Genomic DNA, 24,682 nt, shown 5'->3' on the forward strand with positions numbered 1-24,682 from the left:
TTGCATAATTTTTGCAAGTCGCTATTGACAAGAGAAATCGGATTGCTTATAATCAAAGCACAGATGAAATCCGATTGCATCTAAATCTTAATTGAAGTTGCATCTTTTGTCAAGAGGCTTGCGTGAATAAATCATGGAAAGAGTAATCCTTCATAGTGACTTAAACTGCTTTTATGCCTCGGTTGAAATGATGCTCAATCCTGCGCTGCGCGGAAAGGCTGTGGCCGTGTGTGGGGCAACGGAGTCCCGACACGGCATTGTTCTCGCCAAATCAGAGCTTGCCAAAAAGCGCGGTGTGAAGACGGGCATGGTTAACTGGGAGGCTCGACAGTGCTGTCCAGATATTATCATGGTTCCACCACAGTATGACGAGTATCTGAAATACTCCAAATTGACCCGCGCCATCTATGAGAGATATACCGACCAAGTCGAAGGATTTGGTATGGACGAGTGCTGGTGCGATATCAGCGGAAGTCAGACGGTGTTCGGGGATGGCATGCAGATTGCAGAGGAAATCCGTGAAACCGTAAAAGCCGAGCTGGGGCTCACCGTCAGTATTGGCGTGTCATATAATAAGATCTTTGCCAAACTCGGAAGTGACCTCAAAAAGCCCGACGCTATCACTGGTATCTCCTCAGATAATTTCAGAGAAAAGATATGGCCGCTTCCCGCGTCGGATCTGCTCTATGTCGGCAGAGCGACAACAAAAAAGTTCGACAGCTATGGCATCCATACGATTGGTGACATTGCAAACCAGTCCCAAGACTTTCTAAAAAGGCTTTTGGGCGTCAATGGAATCGCCCTTTGGACATACGCCAATGGGCTTGATACCTCCCGTGTAATGCCGGGGGATTACGAGTCCCCGGTAAAGAGCGTCGGTCACGGAATAACCTGCAATGCTGACCTCGAGAATAATGAAGAAGTATGGAAGGTTATGCTGGAATTATCCCAGGATATTGGCCATCGGCTGCGGCTTCACTCGCTGACAGCCAAGGGCGTTCAGATCACCATCCGAGATAATGATCTGTTCTTTAAGCAATACCAGGCGCCGCTTGAGGCACAAACGCAGAGCCCAATGGAAATTGCAAAAAAAGCGCGGCAGCTATTTGAGATGAACTACCGCTGGCATAATAAAGTCAGAGCGATTACTGTCCGTGCAATCAATCTGGTTCCCGCAGATACACCATATCAGATCAGCATTTTTGAAGATGTGAGCAAGCGTGAACGGAGAGAGAAGCTGGACACTGCCATAGAGGAAATCCGGGGACGCTTTGGTAAACGGGCCATTTTTTCCGCCTGCCTGATGGGGAATCTAAAAATGCCTTCTGATGGCCGCGACAAAGTCATCATGCCCGGAATGATGTACCAATGACAGAGAGGAAGATAAAAATGGAGACCATGACACTTGGCAATTTCATAAGGGACAGGCGGGAACAGCTGGGCAAGACGCTTCGCGGGCTTGCGGCTGAACTCGATATCGCGGCGCCGTATCTGCATGATATTGAGAAAGGAAACCGCACTCCATCCGAGAAGCTGCTCCCGGCTTTCATACGCTGCCTTTTTCTTTCTCCAGAGGACGAAACTACCCTCTACGATTTAGTCGGTGGCCGGCGTCAGGGTATCTACCCGGACCTCACGGCCTACATCCAGCAGTCCGATCTGGCAAGAGTGGCGTTGCGTAAGGCGCGTGATTGCAACATCTCTGATACCATGTGGATAAAGATAATTGATTCTATAGATAACGGAGGATAATTGTCATGAAGAAACCTTTAGGGCAAAAGGCGAACGGCATGTACCTTTTCAGCAGCAATGATTTTGACAGTGTCGCTGAATTGGTCTTAAGGGAATACGCACCATACATGCTGGAAAAGGCCCAGCCCTTAAATATAGAGGCGATGGCCGATGAAGCCTACAGCCTGACAATTTTAGACCGTTATCTCTCCGCTCACGGCAGCATCCTTGGAATTATCAGCTTTGCGGATCTGCGCATTGAGGTTATGACCTTGGAGAAGCAGATTGCGGAGGAAAAGCTCATGACCGGCACGATTATCATTGACGCAAGCCTTTTGGGTGAAGAACAGCATCATCGCCGCCGTTTCACCATATCCCATGAGCTCTCACACTGGATCATCCATCGGCAGATGCATTATTCTGATAATCCAAATTACAGTCTTCGGACAACTCGCCCATATATCGTCTGTCGTGAATCGACGCCGAACAGGGATAGGCATCGTGAGTATTGGACAGAAAACGATTGGATGGAATGGCAGGCAGATAAATTCGCCTCGGCCATGCTCATGCCGGCGAGTGTATTCTACCCGGAGGCGCAGGCTGTCATGAGGCGACACCGGGCCGGTTCCTATATTGTGGATGGCTGCGGATCAAAATCGACAACGGATGTGATCACAGAACTCACCGAAATTTTTGATGTGTCCAGGACGGCCGTTCGTATTCGTCTCAAGCAAGCTGGCTATCTGCGTTGTGCAGATGTGCTCATGTGAGATTGAGGGTATTCATACAGGCGGGGGTAAAGGCCCCGCCACCATTTCCCTGTTGTGTTAGCTGGTGCGCTAACAAAGCTAACGGATTGCTGCTTATGGCGCAAAGGAGGTTTATAGATGGCTAAAGAAACTGCAGCTTTACGAAAACACAAGGCAAAGATCGCGTCCCTTGGAATGGACAGCGATGCCGTATTTCACAAATCGAAGCTTCTCCTGAGATCCTACCGGGATGTCACATGGGCAATCAGTGAGCATCTTGAGGAAATCAGGGATCACGCCTACGAAACAGGTGGCCATGACATTGATGCTGGCATCCGTTATCTCGCGGAATTTGCCCCCGACATCGAGGCTGAGAAATTCACCGAGCGAGTATGCTGCGTTTGCGAAACCCGTATGTATATTGACTTGATTGACCGGGCTCTCGTCCGCTTGAAGGATTACCCCGTATACGGGAGAATCTATTACGAGATTCTGGACAAGCAGTACATAAGTCGTTTTCCGCTGACGGAGCCGGAAATCTCCGAAGTGCTCAATATTGAGCGCAGCGTCTTCTATACCCGAAAAAAGGAGGCACTCCATCTTTTTGGAATCTGTCTGTTCGGCTATACCCTGCCCGAACTTCACCGACTGTTTACCGACTGAATACCGACAAAATACCCACTATAACCCGACTAAGTACCTACCCTTTACCTACTCCCAAGCGACTGTCAAGATGTTAAACTGTCCATGCTGGGGAATACTAATCACTCGCCGCAAGACCTGTTAACACGGGCCTTGCGGCTTTCGTTTTCTCTCCAGCCAATACGGGAGCCGAGAGGCCGGGCGTGATATTTTTCGCGCCCGGCTTTTTTTGCTGCCCATTTTTGGAGAGTTTGCATGGGCAGTGCCAATAAACAAGCCGGCCCCGGCTGTCGTTCCCCTCCGTCGTTTTGGTTTTCTTTCCCTCGCCTGAAAACCAAAAACGATAAGGAGAATGAACGATGGGCTTTAATAATGCCGCAGAAAGAAGAAAGTTTGAACAAAGATGGGCGATCCTCCGCAAGAAGTACCGCAAAGCCGGTATGAGCAAAGAGGTCATTCAAAGCATGTACGAGTACGACTGCGATACTTTTCTCAGCGACCGCAGATATCGAGAGCATACACAACCGCTTCCATCAGAGTGCATCGGTGATAGCGACGAGGACAGCATGTCCGGGCTCTTCAAAAAGTTTGATTCACTAAAGGTCACTTTTGGAGAGGAAGATTTCTCAGGAAGATACAGTTGGATAGAAACAGTTGAGGACGAAAACTTGAGCAGAAAGCTCTTTGCGCTCTCAATCGATGATTTGGAGCTTATCACACGCATTGTCATTGATGAATTCAGCCAGGCAGATATTGCGCGTTTGGATGGCTGCGTGAGAAATACTGTGAACAAAAAACTCGCCAGAATAAAAAAAGTTTTTCTGGAAGGGTGACAAATGGCCTTTCTCGTCGGCTACACAGTGAGGGGGTAAATAATCCTTCTCTCTGAACTTTGAAAAACACCGCTCAACGCGGTCATATCCGACGACCTGAATACATCAGCTGACAAGCCCGAGAGGGATAAGCGACAACGGAGGATGCGCCAAGACCACCTACGGCGGGAATAGCCCGCTGGAAAAGACGGCCAAAGAGGTGCGAGCGGTACCCATCCGTCCGGACAGCAGCTATGGCAAGCTGCTTTGCAATGATCTTGTCAGTCAACAATGGTACACCTGTCCAGCCACAGCCACACGCAATGGGGGCAGCCCGGAGAGATCCTCGGGGAGGTTAGATTCCTGTGAAGCGGCGCCAGCCGCTGTTCTTGTTCGTCGCCCTGGCTCGGGAAGTAGTGTCGAATAGAGCCACGCAATTTCAAAGGCTTAATGATAGAAGCCACGGGGATAGCTTCCCCCAAAAAAGAGGCTGTCCCCGTTTTTGTGTCATTAAACTGAAAAACAATGGAGGAACATATAAATGAACCAGAATACACAATGCTCAACCACAGCAGCGTCGCAGGATGCTGGTAAACGCGCTTGGATTTACATTCGGATTCCACACAACCACGAACCCCGCTTTGATTCGCTGGAAAAAGATCTTCGCGCCTACGCCGGAGAACAGGAGTTCTCACTGATGGGCTTTTCCATCGACTTTAATAGCAGGAATGGAGGCCGCGGGATGGCACAAATGCTGCAGGCCGCCAAAGAAGATGCATTCGATGTTTTGCTCATCAGGAGTTTGGATCAGCTCAACACTACTCTGCTTATGAGCTTGGATATCATGACCTGTCTGGATAACCAGGGGATTCAGATCTGGTCACCTGGCCGCGGCAGATACGATGTCAAGAAAATGTCCGCTGCCTATGATTTGGACAAGTATCTGGACGATCTGGAAGACCGCCGCTATGCTCGGGAACTCCGTGAATGCTATATGGGCGACTGTGAGCCGGGTGATTATGACGATGATGACTACGGGGATGATTATCATCCCGAGGCATGGGAAACAGCCATGATTCGAGACGCAGAAAGGTGGTAAGCAGATGCTGTCACAGAAAAATACGAAAAATGCCAATTACCTCTGTATCGTGTGCGTCCTTAAGGAAATGCTTGCAGGCGGCTCAATCACGGCAAAAGAGTACCATAGAGCCAAACAATATTATCAGAAATTGACTGGGGCCGACATCGTTCTGGCCGACTAATTCTTTTCTCATTTTCTCTCAGAATTGTATAGCTATTCGGCAAAGGTGTCGGTATAATGTGTGTTGCCCGGAAGTCGGTGGTCTGTATCAAAATGTGATACAGACCAAAACATATACACCTACTGCAAAAACATATACACTTTTGAAGGGAGGAAAAGCTGATGCCCGAAGTGAAGCTGATATCGCCTGTCACACGGCGAGCTATTGATAAAAAGCGAGTCGCCGCATATTGCAGAGTATCATCCAACTCGGCAGATCAGCAGAACTCCTACGCCAACCAGATCAAGGTTTATACCAGCCTGATTCAGAAACGCAAAGAATGGGAGCTGGTCGAGATTTTCGCCGATGAAGGTCTGTCTGGTATGAAAGCGGAAAACCGTACAGAGTTCCAGCGGATGATTCAGATGTGTGAACTCCACCAAATCGACCTTATTGTCACCAAGTCGGTATCCCGTTTCGCACGAAACGCAAAGGAATCCCTTGCCTATGTTCGGAAGCTAAAGCTCCTCGGGATAGGGGTTCAATTTGAAAAAGAGGGTATCTTCACGCTGGCTCTCGGCGATGAGATGCTTCTGAATACCTTCTCTGCCATTGCACAGGAAGAATCCAAGGCAATCTCCCAGAATCAACGGTTATCAATTGTGAAACGGATGGAAGACGGTGAGTATGTAGACAGCAACGCTCCGTATGGTTTCCGCCTCATAAACAAGGAACTGTCCATGTATGAGCCAGAAGCAGAAATTGTCCGCACGATATTCCGTCTATACCTGAATGGATTCTCGACCTCCGAGCTTGCCCGAGAGCTGAACACAAGAAACATCCCTACGAAAACAGGGAAAGGTGTTTGGCGCTCTGCAAAAGTTGCTTATATCTTGGGCAACGAGAAATACATCGGTGATAGCCGATACCAAAAGACTTACCGAGATACGACCGTTCCGTTCAAACAATTCACAAACAGGGGTCAGGAAGACCAATTCTACGCACAGGGAACACACGCTCCCCTCATTGACAAGGAAACCTTTGAAAAGGTTCAATTCCTGCTCAAGAAGCGGCAGGATGCTTTCTCGAAATCCACAACTCAAAATATATATCCTCTTACGAGCCGCATTCAGTGTTCTGAGTGCGGCTCGTTTTTTCGCAGACGGATTGTGTCGGGAAATGTTAAATGGGGATGCTGCCAACATATCAGCGATAAAAATGCCTGTCGCTCCAACTACTATAGCGAGGAAAGAATCTATGATGGCTTCATCGCCATGGTGAATAAGCTCCGCTTCGGAGAAGACATTCTTGGACAGGTGATCTCCCGGCTCGAGTCCGCAACCATCATGTACAAAAAGAACAATCTTGTCGCTCGAGAAATGAGCCAGAATATCGCTGAACTGAATGCCAAACTTCTCATGCTGGAGCAGCTTCGCGCAAAAGGATACCTTGCTCCCGAGGTGCATCAGGCACAGTCCAGAGAAATAAGCAATCAGCTTGCGTCTCTGAAAAAGGAGCGCCAAACAGAGCTTGACACCCAAATCATCCGAATGCTTGAGGATGTCCGACACTTGAAAGCGACGCTGGATGAGCTGGAGGATCCGTTGGAGAGCTTTGATGAGAAGCTGTTCATGGAAATAATCAAGGAAATCACAATCAGCCGAGCCGATGAAATGGAAATGACGATTATCGGTGGTCTGAAGTTTACAGAGCTGATTTGAAATAGGAGAACGCCCATGAAAAAGATCCGCTATATCCCATATGGCTACACAGTCCGAAATGGTAATACCGTCATTGAGCGAAAAGAAGCCGATGTAATTCGAGAAATCTTCGAGGCATATATTCAAGGCTCCTCGCTTAAGGCGATTGCCGAAGAACTGACTGGGCGCAAGATTCCTTATAGTGAAAAGACAGATATATGGGATAAAGCGAGAATTGCAAGGATTATCGACAATGCCAAATACATTGGGGATGGAGAATATGACCCAATCGTCGACGAAACCATTTATGAAACAGCGGTCAATCTAAAAACTGCCCGACAGCGCAACACCTGTGAAAAGAACTGTGAGGCAATCAACCTCCTGCGTGGATATGTCCGCTGCGCCAAATGCGGCGCTCCCATGCGAAGGCGGGTCAGCAATAAGCATCGTGTCCGTGAAAGCTGGATGTGTACAAATGATATGTGCGGATTCTTGATTAGAATCAGCGACACACAGCTTCTGGAGAAAATCAATGTTCTGATGAATCGCCTTATCTGCAATACAAAGCTTCTGATACCCCGTCCCCATAAGCGTCAGGATATGTCGCCGGCAGTTCAAAAAGTCAACAATGAAATATGCCGTGAGTTGGAGCAGGATTGCCCCAATGAGGCTCTAATCATCGAAAAGACTGTCAGCATGGCAAGTCAGATGTACCGAGAAAGCGAAGCAAAACTCAATATCGCGGCATCCATCGCCAGAAAAAGAGCCGAGATGATGATACCGCAAGAGGAACTACAGATAACATACTTTACTGACCTTATCAGCTACATCACGCTCGATGATGGTGGCAGACTCACGCTACACACCAAAACAGACACCGAGATAGGAGATGAAGAAAATGCAAGTGACCAAAATCCCGAAAAAAACAGTAACAGTCATTGAGCCGAAACGCTCGCTGATTGTCGATAAGGAAAAATACCACCAGCAGAGGGTTGCAGCTTACTGCCGTGTTTCAACAGACAGCGAAGAACAGCTTACTTCCTATACTACGCAAAAGAAAGTCTACTCGGAGATGATCGCCGCCAGAAAGGACTGGGAGTTCGCTGGCCTATATGCTGACGAGGGCATCTCAGGCACTCGGGCAGACAAGCGCCCTCAGTTTAAAAAGATGATCAATGACTGCCTATCTGGGAAAATCGACTACATCATCACAAAATCCGTATCAAGATTTGCCCGTAATACCGTCGATTGCCTCGACCATGTGCGAATCCTGAAAGCGAAAGGAATCGGTGTATTTTTCGAGGAACAGAACATCGACACCCTCAAAATTGACAGCGAACTCTACCTCGTCATCTATGCAGGGTTTGCCCAGTCTGAATCGGAGAGTATGAGCAAAAACATTACATGGACATTCCGGAAAAAGTTTGAGGATGGCAATTCGGTGTTCATGTATAAAAAGCTCCTCGGCTATAAAAAGGGCGAAGATGGAATGCCTGAGATTGTCCCCGAGGAAGCGGCGTTAGTCAAGCGAGTCTATAATATGTACCTTGCTGGAGAAACGCCCCGAAGAATTTCCGCCGCAATGAAGGCAGAGAAAATCGAGATACCCGGAAAAAGCCTTTCCTTCAGCGAATCCATGATCTCTGGCATCCTGACAAATGAAAAATACTGCGGCGATTCGGTTCTCCAAAAAACGGTCACGATTGACTGCATCTCAAAGACACGACGCAAAAATACGGGCGAGGCTCCGATGTATTATGTGCAGAACAGCCATCCCGCCATCATCAGCAGGGAGGTCTTCCATAAGACACAGGAGGAACTGATGCGGAGAAAAACAAGAACTCCGCAGTCATCGAAATCATCCATCACCGCAACTGGTAAATACTCACGCTTCGCCTTGACTGATGTTCTCGTCTGCGCCGAATGCGGAAGCCGCTATAAGCGTGTAACATGGACAGCCAGTGGTCAGAAGAAAATCGTGTGGCGCTGCATTAACCGGCTGGATTATGGAAAGAAGTATTGCAAGACTTCACCTACAGTCGATGAAATCAAGCTCCACAGTGCAATCATGAGAGCGCTCAACCAATTCAACGAAGAAGATCGCTCAACCTACATGGCGCTGATGAAGGCTACCATCAGTGAGGCACTCGGCTTAAACAGGTGTTCTGATGAAATAGACCTTCTTCAAAGAAAAATCGATGCACTCAACAAGAAAATGATAGAGCTGATCAATGACAGCGTTCAGAGCGGAGATGATATGGAAAGTCGTGAAGCGGAGTTCAAAGAAATATCGGATACCATCGCACTCTTGAAAAGCAGGATTGCAACTGTAGAAGACAGCGCAAATACCTCTGGCTCGACCAATGAGCGCCTCGAACAGATTCAGAAAATCATTGCGCAGAGAGAACAGAAACGGTTTGAATACGATGACTCAATCGTGCGCCAAATGATCGAGTGCATCAAGGTACTTCCCGAGGGAAAGCTCGAAATCATCTTCGGCGGTGGGTATGTCGTCGAAGAAAGCCTCGACGCCTGAGCTGAGTAATGTCAAATATAATGGACAAATGACGCTGCTTCGTCCATTATATTTGATTTTATCTGACGGCAAAATCAAATAGCACCGGCAAACAGCGGTGAGATGATTCGTCACTTGCCGCCTTGCCGGTGCTTCTTTAATATCACGGATTCTGGTGCATCAAGTACTCCACCAGCTGGAACACGGTTGTGCAGGGATTGCTGTCTCTGCTCAATACCGCGGTCCCTTCTTTCCCAAGCTTCTCGATACGCTTGGAGGCGCGTTGGATTGCGGCATCCTGGCTGCCGAATAGTGCAGCAAACACATCATGCGCTTTCTCGTAGTTCTCAAGACGCCCAGGCTCTCGGAGCAATCGCAATGCCTCGGCAGCATCGCCAATATAACCGACATGGTCTATGTAGTTGAGCAGGAACCAATATTCAAAGCATGGATTTGAAAAGGCAATGCCATACTTCGCTGCCGCCGCATACTTTTCCGCATTGGATAGCATCTCATTGGTATTGCTGTCCCGGTCGAACACGCACCAGATCGTATCACCATCCTTTGGCGAGAAGGACTGCTTCACCAAGTCTTTGGCGTGGCGCACCAAATGCTCTGCCGCCTTGTGCTTGGATGGGATCGGCACAATATTGACCAGGCAGTTCCGTGTCCGAAAATGTTTGAAATAATTGATTTCGGTTTCTTTTCCCTCGCACACAATATAGACAACCGGGCGCCGGCTCCGACGCGCCACGCGATTGGGATTATACTCTTTCCTCATTCCTGCCATAGCTGACCACCTCCGATGAAGGGGATCGCTCCAAAGCGACCCTGAAGATAGCCGTTACGGATATTCTCACCCTTACGAGGCGAAAAACTGACAAGGGAGAATACTTCGGTGGCGCAGGTTTTGTCGCTCTTTTCCGCAAACCAGATTTGATCCCGACGGAAGAAAGAGAGATCCAGGAGCAATGCATCGTGTGTGGTAAAAAGCAGCTGCGTACCGTTTACATTGATTGAGCTATCCTGGATCATCTCAATCAGGCGGCGAGTCAATAGCGGATGCATACTTACCTCGATTTCATCCACCACTAAAAGCGCCCCGGTATCCAGCGCATGAAGCCAACCGCCAATGCGGGAGAAAAAGCGCTGCGTACCGGCCGACTCTTCTTCAAGACGAAGCTGGAAGAAGTCAGTTGCGTCATCCTCGCAGATAATGCGATGGGTTGTCATGATGATGGGGGGCTGGTTCTTGGCGGTTGCGTTCCGAATGGACACATCCGAGATCCCCAGGTCAGCCACAAGGAGTTCCTTAAGAATGCGAGCCTTTTGGTCGTTGCTTTTTGCGATTTCCGCGATGGTTTCCGCAGGGAGTGCTGGCTGCATCATGTCGGTCAGCTGCTCAAGAAACCACTTGTATGCCAGTTCGGTCTGAGGGCAGTTCCAGTCATTCGAAGATGCGAGATAGAGCTTGTTATCCGGCGTCCTGTTTGCCAGCGTGTTCTGCTCGGCAACATTTTCCCGGAACTCATAGTTCCCATTTTCCCTTGAAAAGATGAGTGCTTCTCTTCCGTTTGGCCAGTGATAAAGATACTCGCTGTGGATATGCTTCTGACTGTAAGAGAACCCGTAAACATAACGGATTTGACGATAGATATAGGAAACCTCAAACGAGGTCGGCTGCTCGGAGTTCCCAAAAGGATCCCACGGCAGCATTTCTCCTTTAGAAACCTTAGAGGCACTGCCTACAACCATATCCCGCATTGTGAGCAGCGCATGGAGCATATTGCTCTTACCGGCTGCGTTAGCTCCATACAAAGCTACGACAGGCAGCAGCTTTCTCTTCGCGTCACCTTGCAGCAGGCATGTTTCCAACGACTTATCTTTGGATGCGGCAAAGCTGATAACTGCACTGTCCTTGATTGAACGGTGATTCTCAACGCTAAACTGTATGATCATAACAGAGTCCTCCTCTTGCCAACTACATTCAGTATTCCCGTGTTGCAATCATATTATAGCTCTCAAAATCCCGTCAGTCAAGTTTTATCAATCTATTTTGCAGAAAATATGCAAAATCAAATTATAAAATTAAATCAGATGCGTGCTTTGCCGCTTTTGGGAAGGAGTGTTGTCGAATCTATGAACCTACACCAGCCACAGCTCGTTTTCTGGGCGTATCATTACAGCGTTTTCCCGCATTAGCGTTCCGTTCAGCGGAGGTTGATTCCGCTGTAGCACAGCTTCAATCACCTCCATAATCCTCTGCCGTGTCTGACTCATCCCTTTCCTCGTCCGGGAGGTCGGCATCCAGACCGTCTGTTGTCCCGTTGTTCTTTTCATATAGACTATTCCAGCGAAGCGGATACTTGCACTTCCTATTGTACGCAACGAGCATTGCCTCGGCAAAACCCATGGAGCCGGGGCGTCTCTCTTTTGCCGTGCGGGTAAGCAGTTTCACAGACATTGCGCCGATTCGCTCTTTAAAAAGGTCATCCTTGAGAGCGTCTCCGTAGGCATTCACGATCCGCGCGACGGCATAAAGAAAATTGGCTGAGAGGGAGTTCATGTCTCCCTCCCATGTGCCAACACACAGCCGTAGCGTCCTATCCAGCACATGATAGCCAAACTTGTCGTAGATGCGCTCCAAGGCAGAAACAGCGCAGATGACGCCATAATTCTTTACCTGACCAATCGTGAGCGAGTAAGACTCAACCAAGTCCTTGATAATCAATTGTTTGCTGTTTTCAGCCTCGACATTCGCCATGAATACTTCGTATGGCTTAAGAGGTTTGACATACTTCATTTGATTTGCGAAAATGTCGGCCTCATTTTCATACTCCAGATCATCGTAGATCATGCACCAAACCGGCGTGTCACGCGACCCGGAAACCAATGCGACGATCTCAATCGTGTGCTGACCGTTGAACACATAATTGACTCCGTTTCGGCGGCTCACCTTTACAGGATTGATCTGATGGAGGTCAAAATGCTCTGCGGCTCTTTCCACATGGGCAGTCGAGAGCGTTCGCTGGTACTCCTGATTGGACACCAAGTTCTTTATCGGGATCTGCTCAAAATGTACATTCGGTACAAACATGCTGAAATCAGGCATTAGGAATCCTCCTTTATCGCTCTGAGCATCTCCTGCACTTTGCTGTCCAGCAACTCTAACGCCTCTTCAAGTCGCACTTTCGCTAAAGTTGAAACAGTGGTCAGGTCGGCTGCGTTTTTGGTGCGTTCAATGGAGCTTGTCCATGACGGAATGGTTAGAGTAAGCCCGGCGACCTCGGCGTCAGGATCGAAAGCGGGCATGGATTTAATCGCTGGCAGCACTGGGGGCTTCGGCCCAGGCTTCCCAGCTGGTTCATCCGTAAAGTCCTTCCTCGACTCACTATAGCGAACAAAAGAGCCGCCTCCGCGACCGATTCTCTTGCTCAAAGCCTTAACATCTTTCGCATCCATTGTGGAAAGGGTGACGAGGTTCTCGTGGGAAATCTTATAGTTGCCAGATAGGATCTGCGGAACCAGCTCCGGCGCCTTATCCCCAATCACATCCAGAGCCGCACTGTACTTGGCATACTTTTGGACTGCGCCGGACGATACATGATACTTCTTGCCCAAGCGATTGGCTGTACGCCGGCCGCTTTCCCTTCGTTCCTGCTCTGTTGGCTCATCTTCTGCTTCCATACCAGTTAAAGCTGACCACTGGTTATGGCCGTCACGATTCCTGTGATAGCCGATGATCTTTTCCGCCTCATATTGCCGGCCGATCAGATACTTCCGAGTTTCTTCGGTGATGTTTCTCCGGCCAAGCTGATTGTTGCAGATCCAAACGATGGCCTCTTCACGGCCGTCAAACTCGACATCCTCTACGGCATAGGGGATATGTAGACGGTTGCAAATCTCATATCGGTTATGCCCGTCAACAATGGTTTTATTCCAAGCCATTATAGGGTCCCGACAGCCATCATTGACAAGATTGGCTTCAAGCTGTCCACGCTCCTCGCGGCTCAATGGACGAATGAGTGTCTGAAACTCGTTGTCGATTTTTAACTGCTCAAATCCCTTGTTTCCCATTGAGTTTCCTCCGCTCAACTCGCTGTAATGATCGCATAGAAAAGTATGCTACTCGGTTCACTTCGTCTATCTCGCCCGTCAGATGATAGTTGTATGTGCTGTCTAATTCTCCAAACACTCGAACCAGCCCGTTTATCAGCGAAGTGCTGTAGAACTCAACCGAAGGCTTTCCGTCGAGGCTCGAATTAGGCAGTTTGATGCGGTTTGCCGTTCCGCCAGCTATCGGAATCTCAGAACCAAGAATGGCAATATAGAGATCTTCGGGGTTAATTAAAAACTGGATATACGTGGGGTAGCCGAGCGCTCGGAGCGTGGCTCTGTATATTCGGATTCTGGTTCTTTTCACATCAAGAGTCAGGGCAACGATTCGTTTTTCATTGTTCATCCTACAGACCCTCCCTGTAGCGCGTCATGGTCCATTTCGAGTTGTGAATTCTCCTCGGTTGTTTCGGCGGCAGAAGCTGCGTTTTCCTTTATCCCATACACGGCATATCCATCGAAGATATTGATCTGCATGGAGTTGCGATGCTCTTTGAATGGAAGGCCGAACTGGTTCTGCCAACCTTCCGGAAAAACGGGAGTTCTTGAGGTCTTCGGCTTTTGCCCATCTTTATACACGCGCTGATAAACTTCCGTTGCCGACAGGTCAAAGGCAATCAGGTATTCATCGTTTGCATGGATCACCTTGCCGAGCAGCTTATAGCGATAATCTGTATTCCAATCCATAAGAGAGAACACCTTGGCAAAAAAGAGGCGGCAGGTGATTTGTCTCGGTTTTCTGCGTCCCGAACCAGGGGCACACCAAGCGAAAGCATCTCGTTCTTCTTCCATGCAAGGCCGAATCGCAAGTATCTTACTGTCACTATTCACCAGCACCTGCACATAGTCCACCGCTTGAAATCGGGAGAGGCAAGCCGCGTTGACATAGACTTTGAAATTATTGAAAGTAATTGACGGCTCATTTGTGTGGGCGAAAAACTCACGGCGCACTACCTGAAAGCCGTCGTAATCAAACTCTTTGCCAAGCTCGATCACATCTCCGTCGGACAAAGCAGCTGGCGCTTGTGGCTCCTTATCTTCTGTTAAAGTGAAATTGCCATCGCTCTCCGGGGCGTCTTCATGCAGCCGCTGAAGCATCCCAGCAATGACGCTTTGCGGTTGGCTGTTATTCGGCTCGTTCATTTGGTTTTCCCTCCATCTTGCTCTTTGTCAGCTCTTGGGTAATAAACCCTTTGAGCTCGTCAAAGCTGGTGACATGGATTTTCTCCCCTGTCTCAAATAGTTGTCCCTCCATACGAATTTTCCAATCGTCTTCACTCTGTGACTCGACAGAGGGAAAGTTGTGCTGATGCAGATAATACTGGTTACCAAACGAATTCATCCATTCCTGTGGTATCGCTCGAACCCGTTTCCCCGACATGGAGAGCGGTTTTACAGGCAATCCATCTTCGCCAGTTCCTGCCTCACTGTCCAGCATATATGGTTTGATAAAGGCTTCGGCCTCGTTCAAATTGAAGATATAAACCGACTCCCCGTCCTTCTCAAACAGGGACCCGGAAATGCGGTATTTGAAATCCGCATTCCAGTCAAACAGCTCAAACAGCGTCCCAATAAACGCGGAAGATGCGATCTGCCTCGGATAGTAAATCCCATTGTCCACTCTGGAGCATACGACGGAATGACGGCTGTCTTTTGCGGCAGTCCTTACTGCAAAGCGCATATCACAAGGATTGACGAGCAGCTCCACTTTATTGTTCTTTTCGAACTTTCTGACGCATGCGGTACTGAACTTGATCACCTTATCCTGAAAGATGATGTACGGTCGTTTGGTCGAATCGAAAAACTCGGACCGAGTGATTTCAAAACCCCGCATGTCAAAATCGCCGGCTTCAACGGTAATATGGATTTGAGGCTTTTCTTCGACGAACCCTTCGGTGTCCACGACACCGTCTTCCGCTGGTTGGACGCTGGCGGCTGCACGATAATAATCAGCAGCCTTGAAACCAGACCAACGCGGATTGATCTGGACAAATCCTTTAAGCAATCCGCTGTCTATGACGCGAATCTCCGGCAGAATAGACTTGTTCCCATACTTTGCGTTGTTCAACATGTGCTGAACCGCTATGAAGTCATCCCTCGATACAATGGCTTCATGATGATTATGGTAGATGCTCTGCATCCTGTCGCCGCGATTCTTCTTTGACAGATGGGTGAGAAAGTTGGGGGTGAAGGTCTTCCGTGTCAATACATCCCCACAATGCCTTTCATTCCGCAGAACCTGTACCACGGCGCCGGAAGTCCATGTGACATTCCCAAGATAGGTTTTGCGGCCAAGCTCCGTCAGCGTGTCCGCAATCTCCGCTGTTGAGTACCCGTAAAGATACATATAGAAAATCAGCTTTACCGTGGGCGCCTCTTCGTGGTTTACAATGAGGTTTCCATCCGTGTCGTGGGAGTAGCCAAGCAGCTTGGGGGTCAGAGGCAAGCCGCCATCCAGCCGCATGTGCAGAGAGGTTTCCATGCTCCGACTTCGGATATGCGACTCCTCCTGGGCCATCGTTGCCTGAAAGGAGAGCGCCATTTGCGAGTCATCCTTCAACGAGAAAATGCACTCGCTTTCAAAGAAAATGCCGACCGGATGGGGCAGTTCCGCTAACGACTGAACCATACTCAGAAAGTCCACCACATTACGCGCGAATCGAGATACGCTCTTTGTTATGATCATGTCGATTTTACCGGCCCGGCTGTCCGCAATCATCGCAAGGAACTCGTCTCGATGTGCCATCGATGTTCCGCTTATGCCTTCATCAGCATATATCTTTACCAGCGTCCAGTTGGGATGACGGATGACAAACTCCTCGTAATACTTCTTCTGAAGCTCATAGGAGGATGTCTGCTGGACATTGTCCGTGGAAACACGGGCATACACCGCTACTCTCTGCGGAATATCATTGTCGTAGTAGTCAACTTGCTTTTTTGCGGGGATGCATTCATAATTAGCGGGATCAACAGGCGTATTAACCCGTCTATGAACCTTTTGCTTTTCTTCAATCATCGCCTGTTGCCGCTTGGAAAGATTATTCATGGAGCATACCCCTTACATCGAGATCATCATCGGGAAGCAGTTGCCAGTCTGGAGAGGGGTAGAAAAATGGGTCTTTTAGATCCTCCTGATAGTATGTGGCAAGTGTGAACATGTCCTCAGAAATAAAATAGATGCCAACTCCATGTGCAGCGAGGATCCTGGCGCAGAATGAGATTTCGGATGGTTTCTTTGATACATTGCTGACTTTCTGCGTGATGATCAAGTCGACCTTGCCGTCAAAGCAGTCTTCCAGTAACCGTGTCCACTCCTTGGCGTTTTCCATATTGGGAGCTGTCCCACCCTCATCAATATAGAAGCCTACAAACTCCCAGTTCGGGCAAAGGCCAATGGTATCCAGAAACTGCTTTTTGTGATATGCAAGGTAATTCTCATGCTTTGTCTGATTGAAATACCGAATATACACCGCAACCTTGTGGTGATGCTTCGGCAGAGGTCTCTCGTGCTTAATGCTCTTGAGCCACGCCCGATGCGCCGCTATCTGCGTCTGCTGCTCTGTTTCCTGCTCCAACAAAAAATCAAAGGACGGCATGACCTCGAGGGCACTCTCCTCCGTCTTTTCAATCATTTCTGACATACTAACCTCCGATGGGTATTTATATGTCATTGATTATACAAAGCACCTTCCGGAATGAAAATAAACCGGCGGTCAACTACTTGACCATCAGTTTAGATTTGAACAGAAAAAAACGGACTGGATTCACTCCAGCCCGTTTCCATATATGATACTTTAGTATTCTTCTTTTTTCTGCATAGTGAGTTTCATCTCTCGAACAACTCTAAGAATGGAGTCAATCTGCGCCGATGTGCAGCCCTCAAGTGCCTCCGCAAACTCGTTTTGATAGATGCCCATCACTTCCGGGATATTTGGACGGAGCAGAGAATCAGCTGAAACCTGCAATGCCTCTGCAATCCGAATAAAGGAGGACAACATCATGTTGGTCTTTCCCAACTCAATGTCGCTAATATGGGGCAAAGAAATATTAGCCTTCACCGCCAAATCGGACTGGCTCATTCCGCATTTTACCCGAGCCTCTCGAATCCGGAAGCCGATCATTTGACTCTCCGCAGGATCTCGCGCAGCCATCGGCTCACCTCCTCAATATAATCTGCAGGCTATTTTATAAGCTATATTATATCAAGCGTGGGCGAAACGGATATAATGCAGAGGCGATGATATAGCGTATTCACTATAATTAGAACCGACAAATTTTTTTGGAGGTTCATACTATGAGTATCAACTACAAGGCCCTTGGCATGCGCGTTAAGCAAATCCGACAGGAAAACCAATTGTCCCAGGCAAGGCTATCTGAACTGATTGACAAGACCCCGTCCTATGTGAGCTATATGGAAACAGGAAATCGGAGCATGAGTCTGGACACCTTCGTGCAGATCGCAAATGCTCTGGGCGCGCCGACCGACATTCTTCTGGCAGAGCAACTGCACGGAGATTCCATAAGTGCAAGCGTGGAATTGACCATGCTGCTGGCAGACACCACCGAGAGCGAGCGATTGATTATTCTACATACTGTGAAATCACTGAAAGAAGCGCTTCGAGTGTATCGACGCCAGCCGCCCCGGAACAGCCGGTAATACCTAATTCTACAAGATATGCTGATAAGTGCAATCGACCCACAGTCAAGACCAATGACTGTGGGTTTATTGTTTGCAGAAATATAAGTGAATATGATTTCGCGCAAAGTGTATATGTTTTCTGTGCGTCCAACTATTTGGACGGGAAGCCTGATATAATAAGCGCAGAAAGGTGGAGAACCAGATGATTTATTTTACCGGGGACATACACGGCTCGAGTTTTGAAGTCGTGAGGTTCTGCAAACGCTTTCACCTGACATCTTCGGATACTCTTATAATTCTCGGAGATGTTGGTGCAAATTATAGCCGTGATGATCGTGACCGGGAGCTGAAGAAGGAGCTGAACCGGCTGAAGCCCACTATCTTCTGTATTCATGGCAACCACGAAATGCGACCCGCCAAGATTCCAAGCTACACAACAAAGGAATGAAATGGCGGGACAGTATGGTATGAGGATGAGTTTCCCAATCTTCTCTTTGCAAAAGATGGGTGCGTTTATTCACTGGAGGGGATAGAGTACCTCGTCATCGGCGGCGCATACAGTGTGGACAAGTACTACCGCCTTATGCGTGGCTATGGCTGGTGGGAGGATGAACAGCCCTCCGCTGAAATTAAGGCATTCGTCGAAAAGCAGATTGCGGAAAAGCACTTTGATGTGGTTCTTTCGCATACCTGCCCGTTTAAATACGAGCCGACAGAAGCCTTCTTGCCAATGATCGACCAGAGCAGCGTGGATGACAGCACGGAGCGTTGGCTCGACAAAATAGAAGAATCCATAGCGTACAGAGCTTGGCTATGCGGTCACTGGCATATCAACAAGAGAATTGATAGAATGCACTTTCTATTCCATGACTTTGAGTCAGCCGAGCAGTTTAAAATCACAGAGGGAGATAAGGCGCCGTGAGCAGATTCCGGAACAACTTATACACGGTCGAGGCAATCGTATTCCGTGATCATGCCCACCGCTATATCAGAAGCGACGATGGAACCCTGTTCTCCAATGATCGTAAGACGAAAATCCTCGTGGCAGACCTGCCGGAGTGGTATGTCTATGGTCGCTACCATAAGCGTTTCGGGTATATGTCTACCAAAGGCATCACGGATTTGAGATATGTCCCAAACAAGTTTACAAATCACTACCTGAAGGATGATAGTCTGTATGTCGCCTACGGAGGGAAAATAGAGGATGCACCGCTTCCAAACACGGGCGCTTTCTACGACCGGCTCATCGGCTACGACGATATCGTCTGGGGTGGTGAAATCATCAGCGTCCTGCGCGGCGCACAAATCTACTCAAATTACGATATCTCCAGTATCGTCGAGCAGCTCAAAGAAAAGAAAGAGTGGCTCGTCAACGAATATCCGGATGAGTTCGGACCCGAGCGGTGGGATTTCGATGTGGATGCATGTTTCTCCGAGCCGTTTGATAATGGCCATCCGCAAAAATACTATGCCATCACGCTGGACAACTATTTCACTCCCAGCATCGTGTCATCATCAAAGCGTTACTACGGTACGCTGCAGGAAATTGAAAGCTTCATAGATTCGCTGGATCAGGATCAATTCAGTGAAACGGTCAATGCCTTCCGTAGTTTCAAAAAGGGCAAAAAAGCGGTGACACATCATGTCGCTTATGCTGAGAAGCCACTCCTTGAGCCTGTAACCCTCATCAGTGAAAACTATCAAAGCCTGAAGGAGCGGTCGTGGGATTTTATAAACATCTGGGACTGCATCTACACGATGAAGCTCCACACCGTGTTCATGGACATCCTTCTGATAAAAGACGGTGACGAGTACATCCGATGCATCAAGCCAAAGATCTATGGTTTCTGTTACCACAGCAATGCTCATGCAGAGGATCATTGGGAGCCGGTTCACAATGCATGGGGACATCCCGGAATCGTCCTTTTCGATGACCGCAAGGAACCAACCGTTTTGACCTCGCTGTTTCTGCCAGAGAAGAAATTCAGCGATGTAAAAGCGGGTGTCGATGCGTTGTATTCTGAGGACATCAGCCTTGACCCTGTCTGCGAGGACATCTTCGCAGATGGATGATTATTGATTGGAGAACACAAATGAATGAGTTTAAGTATTTACAGCCGCTCGACCAAATGGAGCGGATCAGCCGGACAGTTCTCGGCGACCAGCTCGACGAACTCTTGGAAAAGATCGACAAAGAAAATATCGGCTATGTGATCACGGACGAGGGGAAAGACGACTTAGTTCTCTGCCCGGCGCAATGGTTTTCCTTCGTGTTTGATGATGATTTTGGATGCATTGTCAATAGCGCCCTGCGATACTCCATTGGACGCCACACCTATATGCCATCCGTCCTGATGGGCTTTGTTCGGAGGTATCTTGATGTAATGGATACGAGGACAATCAGCGTCATGATAGAGGATATTGAGAGGGAGCTTCCTGACGAGAAGCTCGACTATCGTGAGGATTGGCGTAAGCTTCGGGACGATTTGAAAGTGCATTATCAAAAGATGCTGCAAGCAGATGCCAGCCAAGCAACAGCAGAAAAGGAAAACAACGGTTAAGGGAGGTGCTCACGCTGGGAAAGGTGTTTTTTACAAGCGACCTGCATTTCGGACACGAAAATGTGATTCGCTTTGACCATCGTCCGTTTGCTACCGTTGAAGAAATGGATGCAGAACTCATCCGTCGATGGAACGCAAAAGTCGGCAAGGGTGACCTTGTATATGTCCTTGGCGACCTTATTTGGAAATCCCGGAACGGCGATGCCCACAATCTCATCAAAAGCCTGAATGGTCAGATTGTACTGATCAAAGGCAACCATGACCGATTCCTCCATAACGCACAGGCAAAGAATGCGCTGGCGGGTGTCAAGGATTATGATGATATCTGCGTAACGCTGGAAGATGGCTCCGTGCGCCGGTGCATTCTCAGTCACTATTTTATGCCGATGTACAATGGTCATAGATATCAAGCCATCCACCTCCATGGACACTCCCACTTTACTGAGGAAGCTGACATCGAGCTTGAAATTGCCAAGAGCCTGAATGAGCGCAATTTTTCCAACCGCATCTTCAATGTGGGCTGTATGTACTGGAACTATGAGCCGGTGACGCTGGACGAGATCCTCGCAAAGCAGGCACCACCTGCCGAACCGCGCTATGAAACAATAGAGCTGAAAATCGATGCCGATCTGTATGAGAAAGCCGGAGAGGTATTCAAGAGATATGGGCTAACCCATGAGCAAGCAATCATCCTCTTCTTTCAGGAAACTGTCCGGCTGGGTAGAATCCCCTTTGACTATACGGAAGAAGACCTCCTGGAAGCAAAACGGCTATGTGATGAGGTGGATGCAGATGGAGAATAGCAAGCGGCTTTTGACGAAGGAAACCTTCTGCAAGGCACTTCGTATGATTCGTGAACAAGAAAAGATCAATGACGAGGTATGTAAGGCACTCAGTAAAGTGGCTGACTGCTTCACCTTTGGCTGCGACAATCTGTGGCTGCAAGCCTTACGCATGGTGATGAAGGAAGCTGTCAACGACAAGTATGACTACATCGAATGGTGGCTCTATGAGGCCACCGAGGATTATAAAGTGTGGGAATCTGATGGTAGCCGCGAGTGGTGTCTTAAAGAACCGGAAGCGCTATGAAACGATGCCAGAAGGCAAGACAGTAGTTTTCGGTCATACGCCTACATCGCACTACCAAAAGGCCGTGCCAATGAAAATATGGCACGGGAATCGCATGATCGGTGTCGACTGCGGAAGCGGCTACCCGGAACGAGGCCGCCTTGCCTGTCTGAGGTTAGACGATATGAGGGAGTTCTACTCAGATACATGAAAAGGAATGGAAGCGAACTGTGGTGTCGAATACAATGGATGATCTGGGCGAGTTGATTGAGCAGCTTCAAGCACTTCGCAATAACGCCTACATGCTATACTGCCCTGCAGTTGACGAAGTCCTTTCTGGTGAAGTAGCGGATATCAATGATATCACCTCGGTTTTGGATGGCCTGTGCGACTTTTGTGATGAGGACAGGTTCTTAGAGCTGTACCGCAAGGTATGCAAGCACATTTATCATAAATACCCAGAGCTTGTCGGAGAGTATGTCCACTTATATCGAGCCATCTGGATGACAAATGACGATGAGGATTAAACCAGCAGTTCAATGACAATGTCCTTATTCGGCGATAAAATACGATCAGAAATTAGAATTGACAGGAGTGAACGATATGAATTTGAAAGAAGCCTTCCGTTATCAGAACAAGCTGCAGGCTCTGATGGACGAAGCGCAGAGCATCCTTTGCAGGGACTCCAACGTGACCCGCGTGGAGACTACATATCTTCGCAAAAAGGTCATGGCCGAGGCCGAAAACGAAACCACCGTCGATATCCCCGGCACCGAGTACGCTGAGCAAATCACTGAGGTCGCCGGCTTCATGCTCTGGTTGCTCGGTCAGCGAGAGTCTCTGGCGTCTGGCATCCATGCGGCCAAGGACAAGCTGCCCGTCGACATGGACAGTGAGGTGAGCATCAACAGCAAGCGGCAAAGCATTGCGGGCACATTCAAGCATATGGCCGATCTGCGCAGCTCTGAGGTTCTTGTGCCCCACGGCGGCACAGGCTACCGCTTCAACACCGACGGCAATCAGGTGTCGTATAAGTGCGACGTCAAGCGAGTCACCACCATCAATTTCGACCGCAATGTCATCCGCAAATATCTCACTGACATGAACAAGAAAGCGGATGCCGTCTCTGCCGAGCTGGATCGCTGCCTTGTGAATGCGGAGGTCGAGTATGTCCCGTCCTTCGATGTCAACGACAGCTTCGCAGAAGTATTCAGCGCCTACGCAGAGAAGCAGAAATAATCTGCTTCTCTGCAACAGAACCGGCTGCTTTGGGTGCGGCAGGATAAGAAAGCGCGGAGATCGGTTCAGGTGCAGATGAACTATAAGGCTGCACATTCGACCGCTTCCTCTGGAAGCTCCAAATAACAAGAAAGAGCTACTGTTAATTCTAACAGTTGGATGACGCTCAGACACCAAGGGTTTCGTACATCAAACAACGCTCACTCGTTATTTCGCTTTCTCGCTTATCCGCCCTCACTACCTAATCACACATACATCTCCATTTTGGCTGAAAAGCCCTCATTATTGAAAAATGATGCCTTCGGGCTATTACATTTCGAGCAGATGTCGATTGAATAGTGTCTTCGGACGCTCCATTCACGCGCAGAAGCTCGACAAAATGGTCGATGCAATTTCGGACTTCTGCCGTATCCAAAACAGCCGGTTCATAGAAAGAGCTGAGCAGCAGGCTTCAGCCTGCTGCTCAAGAACTATCATGTTCAGTTGTGGCCTTGCTGAAATCAGGATCTCATCCATCGGTACTTCAAGCAAGGAACCAAGAGCGTACAGGTTATCAACGGACGGAAGGCTCTGACCCCGCTGCCACTTGTATATGGCTTGCGGCTCCTCAAAGCCAAAGAATGCCTGCAGATCCCGAACAGACAGGCCGCGCTCCTGCCGGAGTCGCACAATGTTTGCCCCAGTCGCTACGGGATCGATGACCGGGAAAAAGTTCTGCTGCATAGCTTTCGCCTCCAATGTTTATTTCCCCAAAGGGAGTATTTCAGAATAACCGAAAGCGCCAGAAAAATCAATACCAAATCCAATTCTGTAACAGAAATGTTGAAGGAGGACAAGATGCCAACCGAACTGAAAAACTATCTGCGCTTGGAGCGCTTTTCTCTTTGCCACAGGTTTTATGCGTTTCTTGACTCCAGCGACTATCTGGCCGATCAGCTCTTCATCAAGCACAAAGTGCGGGTAAAATTCCTTCAGGAATACCAAAAGGATGGCTTTGATTTACGAACAATTTTCTGTCGGATCCACAAGCGTGATGAGGGGGCGTTTCTTGACGCTCTGAATGAGCTTTCAAACAAAATGATGCTTTGCGGCCATGTGGACTACCCCGCACAGTGCCGGGCGTTTATGGAGATGATCGATACGGCAAGGAAAGAGGGTGAGTGTGCATGACACAGATGGTGCCGCTTCACAAGCAGAACAAAAAAGAGCAGAGAGAATACCACTCAAAGCAGCGCGGGAGCTGGTACGGACTGTGCCCTGTGACGCGCACCGTGCCAAATGGGAAAGTATATGACAGAAACAGAGTTAAACGAAGTTTTGCTTCAGATCGAGCAACGGAGGCTTGAGCAGCTTCCTTCCGAACCATCGCGGCGTGGCGGACGCCTGTACCGTCAGCAGCAAACCGTGAGAAAGAACGACCATCTGATGCGGATTGTCACCATGCACTATGTGCCCCATGCGGGTTATATTGACTGGGGCTTCGATGGCGACACGCTGCTTCACACAGGCAAGTACATCAAATACCCAAAGAATAGCAATTGCCAAAAATGGATCAAGCGAGAAACCAGCCGCCGCATTCGCTGTTGCAAATATACTCCTCGGAAGGGCAATTTTTACCGCCGCCTCTTCGACTACTGGTGGACGCTGTACTAAATCAATTTTTTCCGAA

The 24,682-nt window shown here is 48.7% G+C and carries 31 protein-coding genes; 21 read left to right on the plus strand and 10 right to left on the minus strand.

Annotated features, from left to right (window positions below; all coding sequences use genetic code 11):
• The first annotated feature begins 133 nt into the window (after window positions 1-133).
• From ACJA3I_RS01220 to ACJA3I_RS01265, 10 genes are all read left to right on the plus strand, one after another.
• Entirely contained in the window at window positions 134-1,372 is a 1,239-nt protein-coding gene (locus ACJA3I_RS01220) for a DNA polymerase Y family protein (RefSeq protein ID WP_458862947.1), read from the plus strand.
• A 17-nt stretch (window positions 1,373-1,389) separates the two neighbouring features.
• A complete protein-coding gene (locus ACJA3I_RS01225; protein WP_458862948.1) occupies window positions 1,390-1,752 on the plus strand; it encodes a helix-turn-helix domain-containing protein in 363 nt (120 codons plus the stop codon).
• Window positions 1,753-1,757: 5 nt separating this feature from the next.
• Window positions 1,758-2,501 (plus strand): ImmA/IrrE family metallo-endopeptidase, encoded by a 744-nt coding sequence (locus ACJA3I_RS01230; RefSeq protein WP_458862949.1) that lies wholly within the window; start codon window positions 1,758-1,760, stop codon window positions 2,499-2,501.
• 117 nt (window positions 2,502-2,618) lie between these two features.
• Window positions 2,619-3,143 (plus strand): hypothetical protein, encoded by a 525-nt coding sequence (locus tag ACJA3I_RS01235; RefSeq protein ID WP_458862950.1) that lies wholly within the window; start codon window positions 2,619-2,621, stop codon window positions 3,141-3,143.
• 338 nt (window positions 3,144-3,481) lie between these two features.
• A complete protein-coding gene (locus ACJA3I_RS01240; protein WP_458862951.1) occupies window positions 3,482-3,955 on the plus strand; it encodes an RNA polymerase subunit sigma-70 in 474 nt (157 codons plus the stop codon).
• A gap of 520 nt (window positions 3,956-4,475) precedes the next feature.
• Window positions 4,476-5,033 carry a recombinase family protein gene (locus ACJA3I_RS01245; protein WP_458862952.1) on the plus strand — a complete coding sequence of 186 codons (558 nt, stop codon included), beginning with the start codon at window positions 4,476-4,478 and terminating at the stop codon, window positions 5,031-5,033.
• Window positions 5,034-5,037: 4 nt separating this feature from the next.
• Complete coding sequence (locus ACJA3I_RS01250; protein WP_458862953.1) at window positions 5,038-5,196, plus strand: hypothetical protein; 159 nt, start codon at window positions 5,038-5,040, stop codon at window positions 5,194-5,196.
• Window positions 5,197-5,357: 161 nt separating this feature from the next.
• Window positions 5,358-6,896, plus strand: a complete 1,539-nt coding sequence (locus ACJA3I_RS01255; RefSeq protein ID WP_458862954.1) for a recombinase family protein — start codon at window positions 5,358-5,360, stop codon at window positions 6,894-6,896.
• Between the two features lie 15 nt (window positions 6,897-6,911).
• Window positions 6,912-7,817: a recombinase family protein gene (locus ACJA3I_RS01260; RefSeq protein WP_458862955.1), complete on the plus strand. Its 906-nt coding sequence runs from the start codon at window positions 6,912-6,914 to the stop codon at window positions 7,815-7,817.
• Window positions 7,774-9,411 (plus strand): recombinase family protein, encoded by a 1,638-nt coding sequence (locus ACJA3I_RS01265; protein ID WP_458862956.1) that lies wholly within the window; start codon window positions 7,774-7,776, stop codon window positions 9,409-9,411. The genes ACJA3I_RS01260 and ACJA3I_RS01265 overlap by 44 nt, the downstream gene beginning before the upstream one ends.
• A 142-nt stretch (window positions 9,412-9,553) precedes the next feature.
• Here the strand turns inward: ACJA3I_RS01265 and ACJA3I_RS01270 are convergent, their stop codons facing one another.
• The 9 genes from ACJA3I_RS01270 to ACJA3I_RS01310 all read right to left on the minus strand — a co-directional run bounded on the left by ACJA3I_RS01270 (window position 9,554) and on the right by ACJA3I_RS01310 (window position 17,657).
• Window positions 9,554-10,180, minus strand: a complete 627-nt coding sequence (locus tag ACJA3I_RS01270) for an RloB family protein (protein ID WP_458862957.1) — start codon at window positions 10,178-10,180, stop codon at window positions 9,554-9,556.
• Window positions 10,168-11,349, minus strand: a complete 1,182-nt coding sequence (locus ACJA3I_RS01275; protein WP_458862958.1) for an AAA family ATPase — start codon at window positions 11,347-11,349, stop codon at window positions 10,168-10,170. The genes ACJA3I_RS01270 and ACJA3I_RS01275 overlap by 13 nt, the downstream gene beginning before the upstream one ends.
• A gap of 283 nt (window positions 11,350-11,632) precedes the next feature.
• Window positions 11,633-12,502: a DUF6551 family protein gene (locus tag ACJA3I_RS01280; RefSeq protein WP_458862959.1), complete on the minus strand. Its 870-nt coding sequence runs from the start codon at window positions 12,500-12,502 to the stop codon at window positions 11,633-11,635.
• Window positions 12,502-13,467, minus strand: coding sequence for a ParB N-terminal domain-containing protein (locus tag ACJA3I_RS01285; protein WP_458862960.1), 966 nt, complete (start codon window positions 13,465-13,467; stop codon window positions 12,502-12,504). The genes ACJA3I_RS01280 and ACJA3I_RS01285 overlap by 1 nt, the downstream gene beginning before the upstream one ends.
• Window positions 13,448-13,852 carry a hypothetical protein gene (locus ACJA3I_RS01290; RefSeq protein WP_458862961.1) on the minus strand — a complete coding sequence of 135 codons (405 nt, stop codon included), beginning with the start codon at window positions 13,850-13,852 and terminating at the stop codon, window positions 13,448-13,450. The genes ACJA3I_RS01285 and ACJA3I_RS01290 overlap by 20 nt, the downstream gene beginning before the upstream one ends.
• On the minus strand, window positions 13,849-14,649 hold the full coding sequence (locus ACJA3I_RS01295) for a hypothetical protein (RefSeq protein ID WP_458862962.1): 801 nt from the start codon (window positions 14,647-14,649) through the stop codon (window positions 13,849-13,851). The genes ACJA3I_RS01290 and ACJA3I_RS01295 overlap by 4 nt, the downstream gene beginning before the upstream one ends.
• Entirely contained in the window at window positions 14,633-16,552 is a 1,920-nt protein-coding gene (locus ACJA3I_RS01300; protein WP_458862963.1) for a recombinase family protein, read from the minus strand. Before ACJA3I_RS01300 ends, ACJA3I_RS01295 begins: the two co-directional genes overlap by 17 nt.
• Entirely contained in the window at window positions 16,545-17,147 is a 603-nt protein-coding gene (locus ACJA3I_RS01305; RefSeq protein ID WP_458862964.1) for a recombinase family protein, read from the minus strand. The genes ACJA3I_RS01300 and ACJA3I_RS01305 overlap by 8 nt, the downstream gene beginning before the upstream one ends.
• Window positions 17,148-17,300: 153 nt before the next feature.
• Window positions 17,301-17,657 (minus strand): helix-turn-helix domain-containing protein, encoded by a 357-nt coding sequence (locus ACJA3I_RS01310; RefSeq protein WP_458862965.1) that lies wholly within the window; start codon window positions 17,655-17,657, stop codon window positions 17,301-17,303.
• Window positions 17,658-17,800: 143 nt separating this feature from the next.
• On the opposite strand from ACJA3I_RS01310, the gene ACJA3I_RS01315 reads away from it, so the two are divergent.
• From ACJA3I_RS01315 to ACJA3I_RS01355, 9 genes are all read left to right on the plus strand, one after another.
• On the plus strand, window positions 17,801-18,163 hold the full coding sequence (locus ACJA3I_RS01315; RefSeq protein WP_458862966.1) for a helix-turn-helix domain-containing protein: 363 nt from the start codon (window positions 17,801-17,803) through the stop codon (window positions 18,161-18,163).
• Between the two features lie 184 nt (window positions 18,164-18,347).
• Window positions 18,348-18,593 carry a metallophosphoesterase gene (locus ACJA3I_RS01320; protein ID WP_458862967.1) on the plus strand — a complete coding sequence of 82 codons (246 nt, stop codon included), beginning with the start codon at window positions 18,348-18,350 and terminating at the stop codon, window positions 18,591-18,593.
• Between the two features lie 114 nt (window positions 18,594-18,707).
• Window positions 18,708-19,067 carry a hypothetical protein gene (locus ACJA3I_RS01325; RefSeq protein WP_458862968.1) on the plus strand — a complete coding sequence of 120 codons (360 nt, stop codon included), beginning with the start codon at window positions 18,708-18,710 and terminating at the stop codon, window positions 19,065-19,067.
• On the plus strand, window positions 19,064-20,218 hold the full coding sequence (locus ACJA3I_RS01330) for a hypothetical protein (protein ID WP_458862969.1): 1,155 nt from the start codon (window positions 19,064-19,066) through the stop codon (window positions 20,216-20,218). Before ACJA3I_RS01325 ends, ACJA3I_RS01330 begins: the two co-directional genes overlap by 4 nt.
• Window positions 20,219-20,238: 20 nt before the next feature.
• Window positions 20,239-20,706, plus strand: coding sequence for a hypothetical protein (locus tag ACJA3I_RS01335; RefSeq protein ID WP_458862970.1), 468 nt, complete (start codon window positions 20,239-20,241; stop codon window positions 20,704-20,706).
• Between the two features lie 5 nt (window positions 20,707-20,711).
• Window positions 20,712-21,509, plus strand: a complete 798-nt coding sequence (locus ACJA3I_RS01340) for a metallophosphoesterase (protein ID WP_458862971.1) — start codon at window positions 20,712-20,714, stop codon at window positions 21,507-21,509.
• A complete protein-coding gene (locus ACJA3I_RS01345) occupies window positions 21,499-21,795 on the plus strand; it encodes a hypothetical protein (protein WP_458862972.1) in 297 nt (98 codons plus the stop codon). The genes ACJA3I_RS01340 and ACJA3I_RS01345 overlap by 11 nt, the downstream gene beginning before the upstream one ends.
• Before the next feature lie 224 nt (window positions 21,796-22,019).
• Window positions 22,020-22,301, plus strand: coding sequence for a hypothetical protein (locus ACJA3I_RS01350; protein ID WP_458862973.1), 282 nt, complete (start codon window positions 22,020-22,022; stop codon window positions 22,299-22,301).
• 76 nt (window positions 22,302-22,377) lie between these two features.
• Window positions 22,378-23,013, plus strand: coding sequence for a hypothetical protein (locus tag ACJA3I_RS01355; protein ID WP_458862974.1), 636 nt, complete (start codon window positions 22,378-22,380; stop codon window positions 23,011-23,013).
• Window positions 23,014-23,370: 357 nt separating this feature from the next.
• On the opposite strand, the gene ACJA3I_RS01360 is transcribed toward ACJA3I_RS01355, so the two are convergent.
• Window positions 23,371-23,736: a helix-turn-helix domain-containing protein gene (locus ACJA3I_RS01360; RefSeq protein ID WP_458862975.1), complete on the minus strand. Its 366-nt coding sequence runs from the start codon at window positions 23,734-23,736 to the stop codon at window positions 23,371-23,373.
• 114 nt (window positions 23,737-23,850) lie between these two features.
• On the opposite strand from ACJA3I_RS01360, the gene ACJA3I_RS01365 reads away from it, so the two are divergent.
• Together ACJA3I_RS01365 and ACJA3I_RS01370 are read left to right on the plus strand one after the other, a co-directional pair.
• Window positions 23,851-24,183, plus strand: coding sequence for a hypothetical protein (locus ACJA3I_RS01365; protein ID WP_458862976.1), 333 nt, complete (start codon window positions 23,851-23,853; stop codon window positions 24,181-24,183).
• Between the two features lie 120 nt (window positions 24,184-24,303).
• Window positions 24,304-24,666: a hypothetical protein gene (locus tag ACJA3I_RS01370; RefSeq protein ID WP_458862977.1), complete on the plus strand. Its 363-nt coding sequence runs from the start codon at window positions 24,304-24,306 to the stop codon at window positions 24,664-24,666.
• Window positions 24,667-24,682: the final 16 nt, after the last annotated feature.

It is taken from the genome of Acidaminobacterium chupaoyuni, from assembly GCF_047936785.1.
GTDB lineage: Bacteria > Bacillota > Clostridia > Oscillospirales > Butyricicoccaceae > Acidaminobacterium > Acidaminobacterium chupaoyuni.

Excerpts from the sequence above, each read along its gene's own strand:
- ACJA3I_RS01220 (WP_458862947.1), top strand. The coding sequence starts at position 134 with ATGGAAAGAGTAATCCTTCATAGTGACTTAAACTGCTTTTATGCCTCG.
- ACJA3I_RS01225 (WP_458862948.1), top strand. The coding sequence starts at position 1,390 with ATGGAGACCATGACACTTGGCAATTTCATAAGGGACAGGCGGGAACAG.
- ACJA3I_RS01230 (WP_458862949.1), top strand. The coding sequence starts at position 1,758 with ATGAAGAAACCTTTAGGGCAAAAGGCGAACGGCATGTACCTTTTCAGC.
- ACJA3I_RS01235 (WP_458862950.1), top strand. The coding sequence starts at position 2,619 with ATGGCTAAAGAAACTGCAGCTTTACGAAAACACAAGGCAAAGATCGCG.
- ACJA3I_RS01240 (WP_458862951.1), top strand. The coding sequence starts at position 3,482 with ATGGGCTTTAATAATGCCGCAGAAAGAAGAAAGTTTGAACAAAGATGG.
- ACJA3I_RS01245 (WP_458862952.1), top strand. The coding sequence starts at position 4,476 with ATGAACCAGAATACACAATGCTCAACCACAGCAGCGTCGCAGGATGCT.
- ACJA3I_RS01250 (WP_458862953.1), top strand. The coding sequence starts at position 5,038 with ATGCTGTCACAGAAAAATACGAAAAATGCCAATTACCTCTGTATCGTG.
- ACJA3I_RS01255 (WP_458862954.1), top strand. The coding sequence starts at position 5,358 with ATGCCCGAAGTGAAGCTGATATCGCCTGTCACACGGCGAGCTATTGAT.
- ACJA3I_RS01260 (WP_458862955.1), top strand. The coding sequence starts at position 6,912 with ATGAAAAAGATCCGCTATATCCCATATGGCTACACAGTCCGAAATGGT.
- ACJA3I_RS01265 (WP_458862956.1), top strand. The coding sequence starts at position 7,774 with ATGCAAGTGACCAAAATCCCGAAAAAAACAGTAACAGTCATTGAGCCG.
- ACJA3I_RS01270 (WP_458862957.1), bottom strand. The coding sequence starts at position 10,180 with ATGGCAGGAATGAGGAAAGAGTATAATCCCAATCGCGTGGCGCGTCGG.
- ACJA3I_RS01275 (WP_458862958.1), bottom strand. The coding sequence starts at position 11,349 with ATGATCATACAGTTTAGCGTTGAGAATCACCGTTCAATCAAGGACAGT.
- ACJA3I_RS01280 (WP_458862959.1), bottom strand. The coding sequence starts at position 12,502 with ATGCCTGATTTCAGCATGTTTGTACCGAATGTACATTTTGAGCAGATC.
- ACJA3I_RS01285 (WP_458862960.1), bottom strand. The coding sequence starts at position 13,467 with ATGGGAAACAAGGGATTTGAGCAGTTAAAAATCGACAACGAGTTTCAG.
- ACJA3I_RS01290 (WP_458862961.1), bottom strand. The coding sequence starts at position 13,852 with ATGAACAATGAAAAACGAATCGTTGCCCTGACTCTTGATGTGAAAAGA.
- ACJA3I_RS01295 (WP_458862962.1), bottom strand. The coding sequence starts at position 14,649 with ATGAACGAGCCGAATAACAGCCAACCGCAAAGCGTCATTGCTGGGATG.
- ACJA3I_RS01300 (WP_458862963.1), bottom strand. The coding sequence starts at position 16,552 with ATGAATAATCTTTCCAAGCGGCAACAGGCGATGATTGAAGAAAAGCAA.
- ACJA3I_RS01305 (WP_458862964.1), bottom strand. The coding sequence starts at position 17,147 with ATGTCAGAAATGATTGAAAAGACGGAGGAGAGTGCCCTCGAGGTCATG.
- ACJA3I_RS01310 (WP_458862965.1), bottom strand. The coding sequence starts at position 17,657 with ATGGCTGCGCGAGATCCTGCGGAGAGTCAAATGATCGGCTTCCGGATT.
- ACJA3I_RS01315 (WP_458862966.1), top strand. The coding sequence starts at position 17,801 with ATGAGTATCAACTACAAGGCCCTTGGCATGCGCGTTAAGCAAATCCGA.
- ACJA3I_RS01320 (WP_458862967.1), top strand. The coding sequence starts at position 18,348 with ATGATTTATTTTACCGGGGACATACACGGCTCGAGTTTTGAAGTCGTG.
- ACJA3I_RS01335 (WP_458862970.1), top strand. The coding sequence starts at position 20,239 with ATGAATGAGTTTAAGTATTTACAGCCGCTCGACCAAATGGAGCGGATC.
- ACJA3I_RS01345 (WP_458862972.1), top strand. The coding sequence starts at position 21,499 with ATGGAGAATAGCAAGCGGCTTTTGACGAAGGAAACCTTCTGCAAGGCA.
- ACJA3I_RS01350 (WP_458862973.1), top strand. The coding sequence starts at position 22,020 with ATGGATGATCTGGGCGAGTTGATTGAGCAGCTTCAAGCACTTCGCAAT.
- ACJA3I_RS01355 (WP_458862974.1), top strand. The coding sequence starts at position 22,378 with ATGAATTTGAAAGAAGCCTTCCGTTATCAGAACAAGCTGCAGGCTCTG.
- ACJA3I_RS01360 (WP_458862975.1), bottom strand. The coding sequence starts at position 23,736 with ATGCAGCAGAACTTTTTCCCGGTCATCGATCCCGTAGCGACTGGGGCA.
- ACJA3I_RS01365 (WP_458862976.1), top strand. The coding sequence starts at position 23,851 with ATGCCAACCGAACTGAAAAACTATCTGCGCTTGGAGCGCTTTTCTCTT.
- ACJA3I_RS01370 (WP_458862977.1), top strand. The coding sequence starts at position 24,304 with ATGACAGAAACAGAGTTAAACGAAGTTTTGCTTCAGATCGAGCAACGG.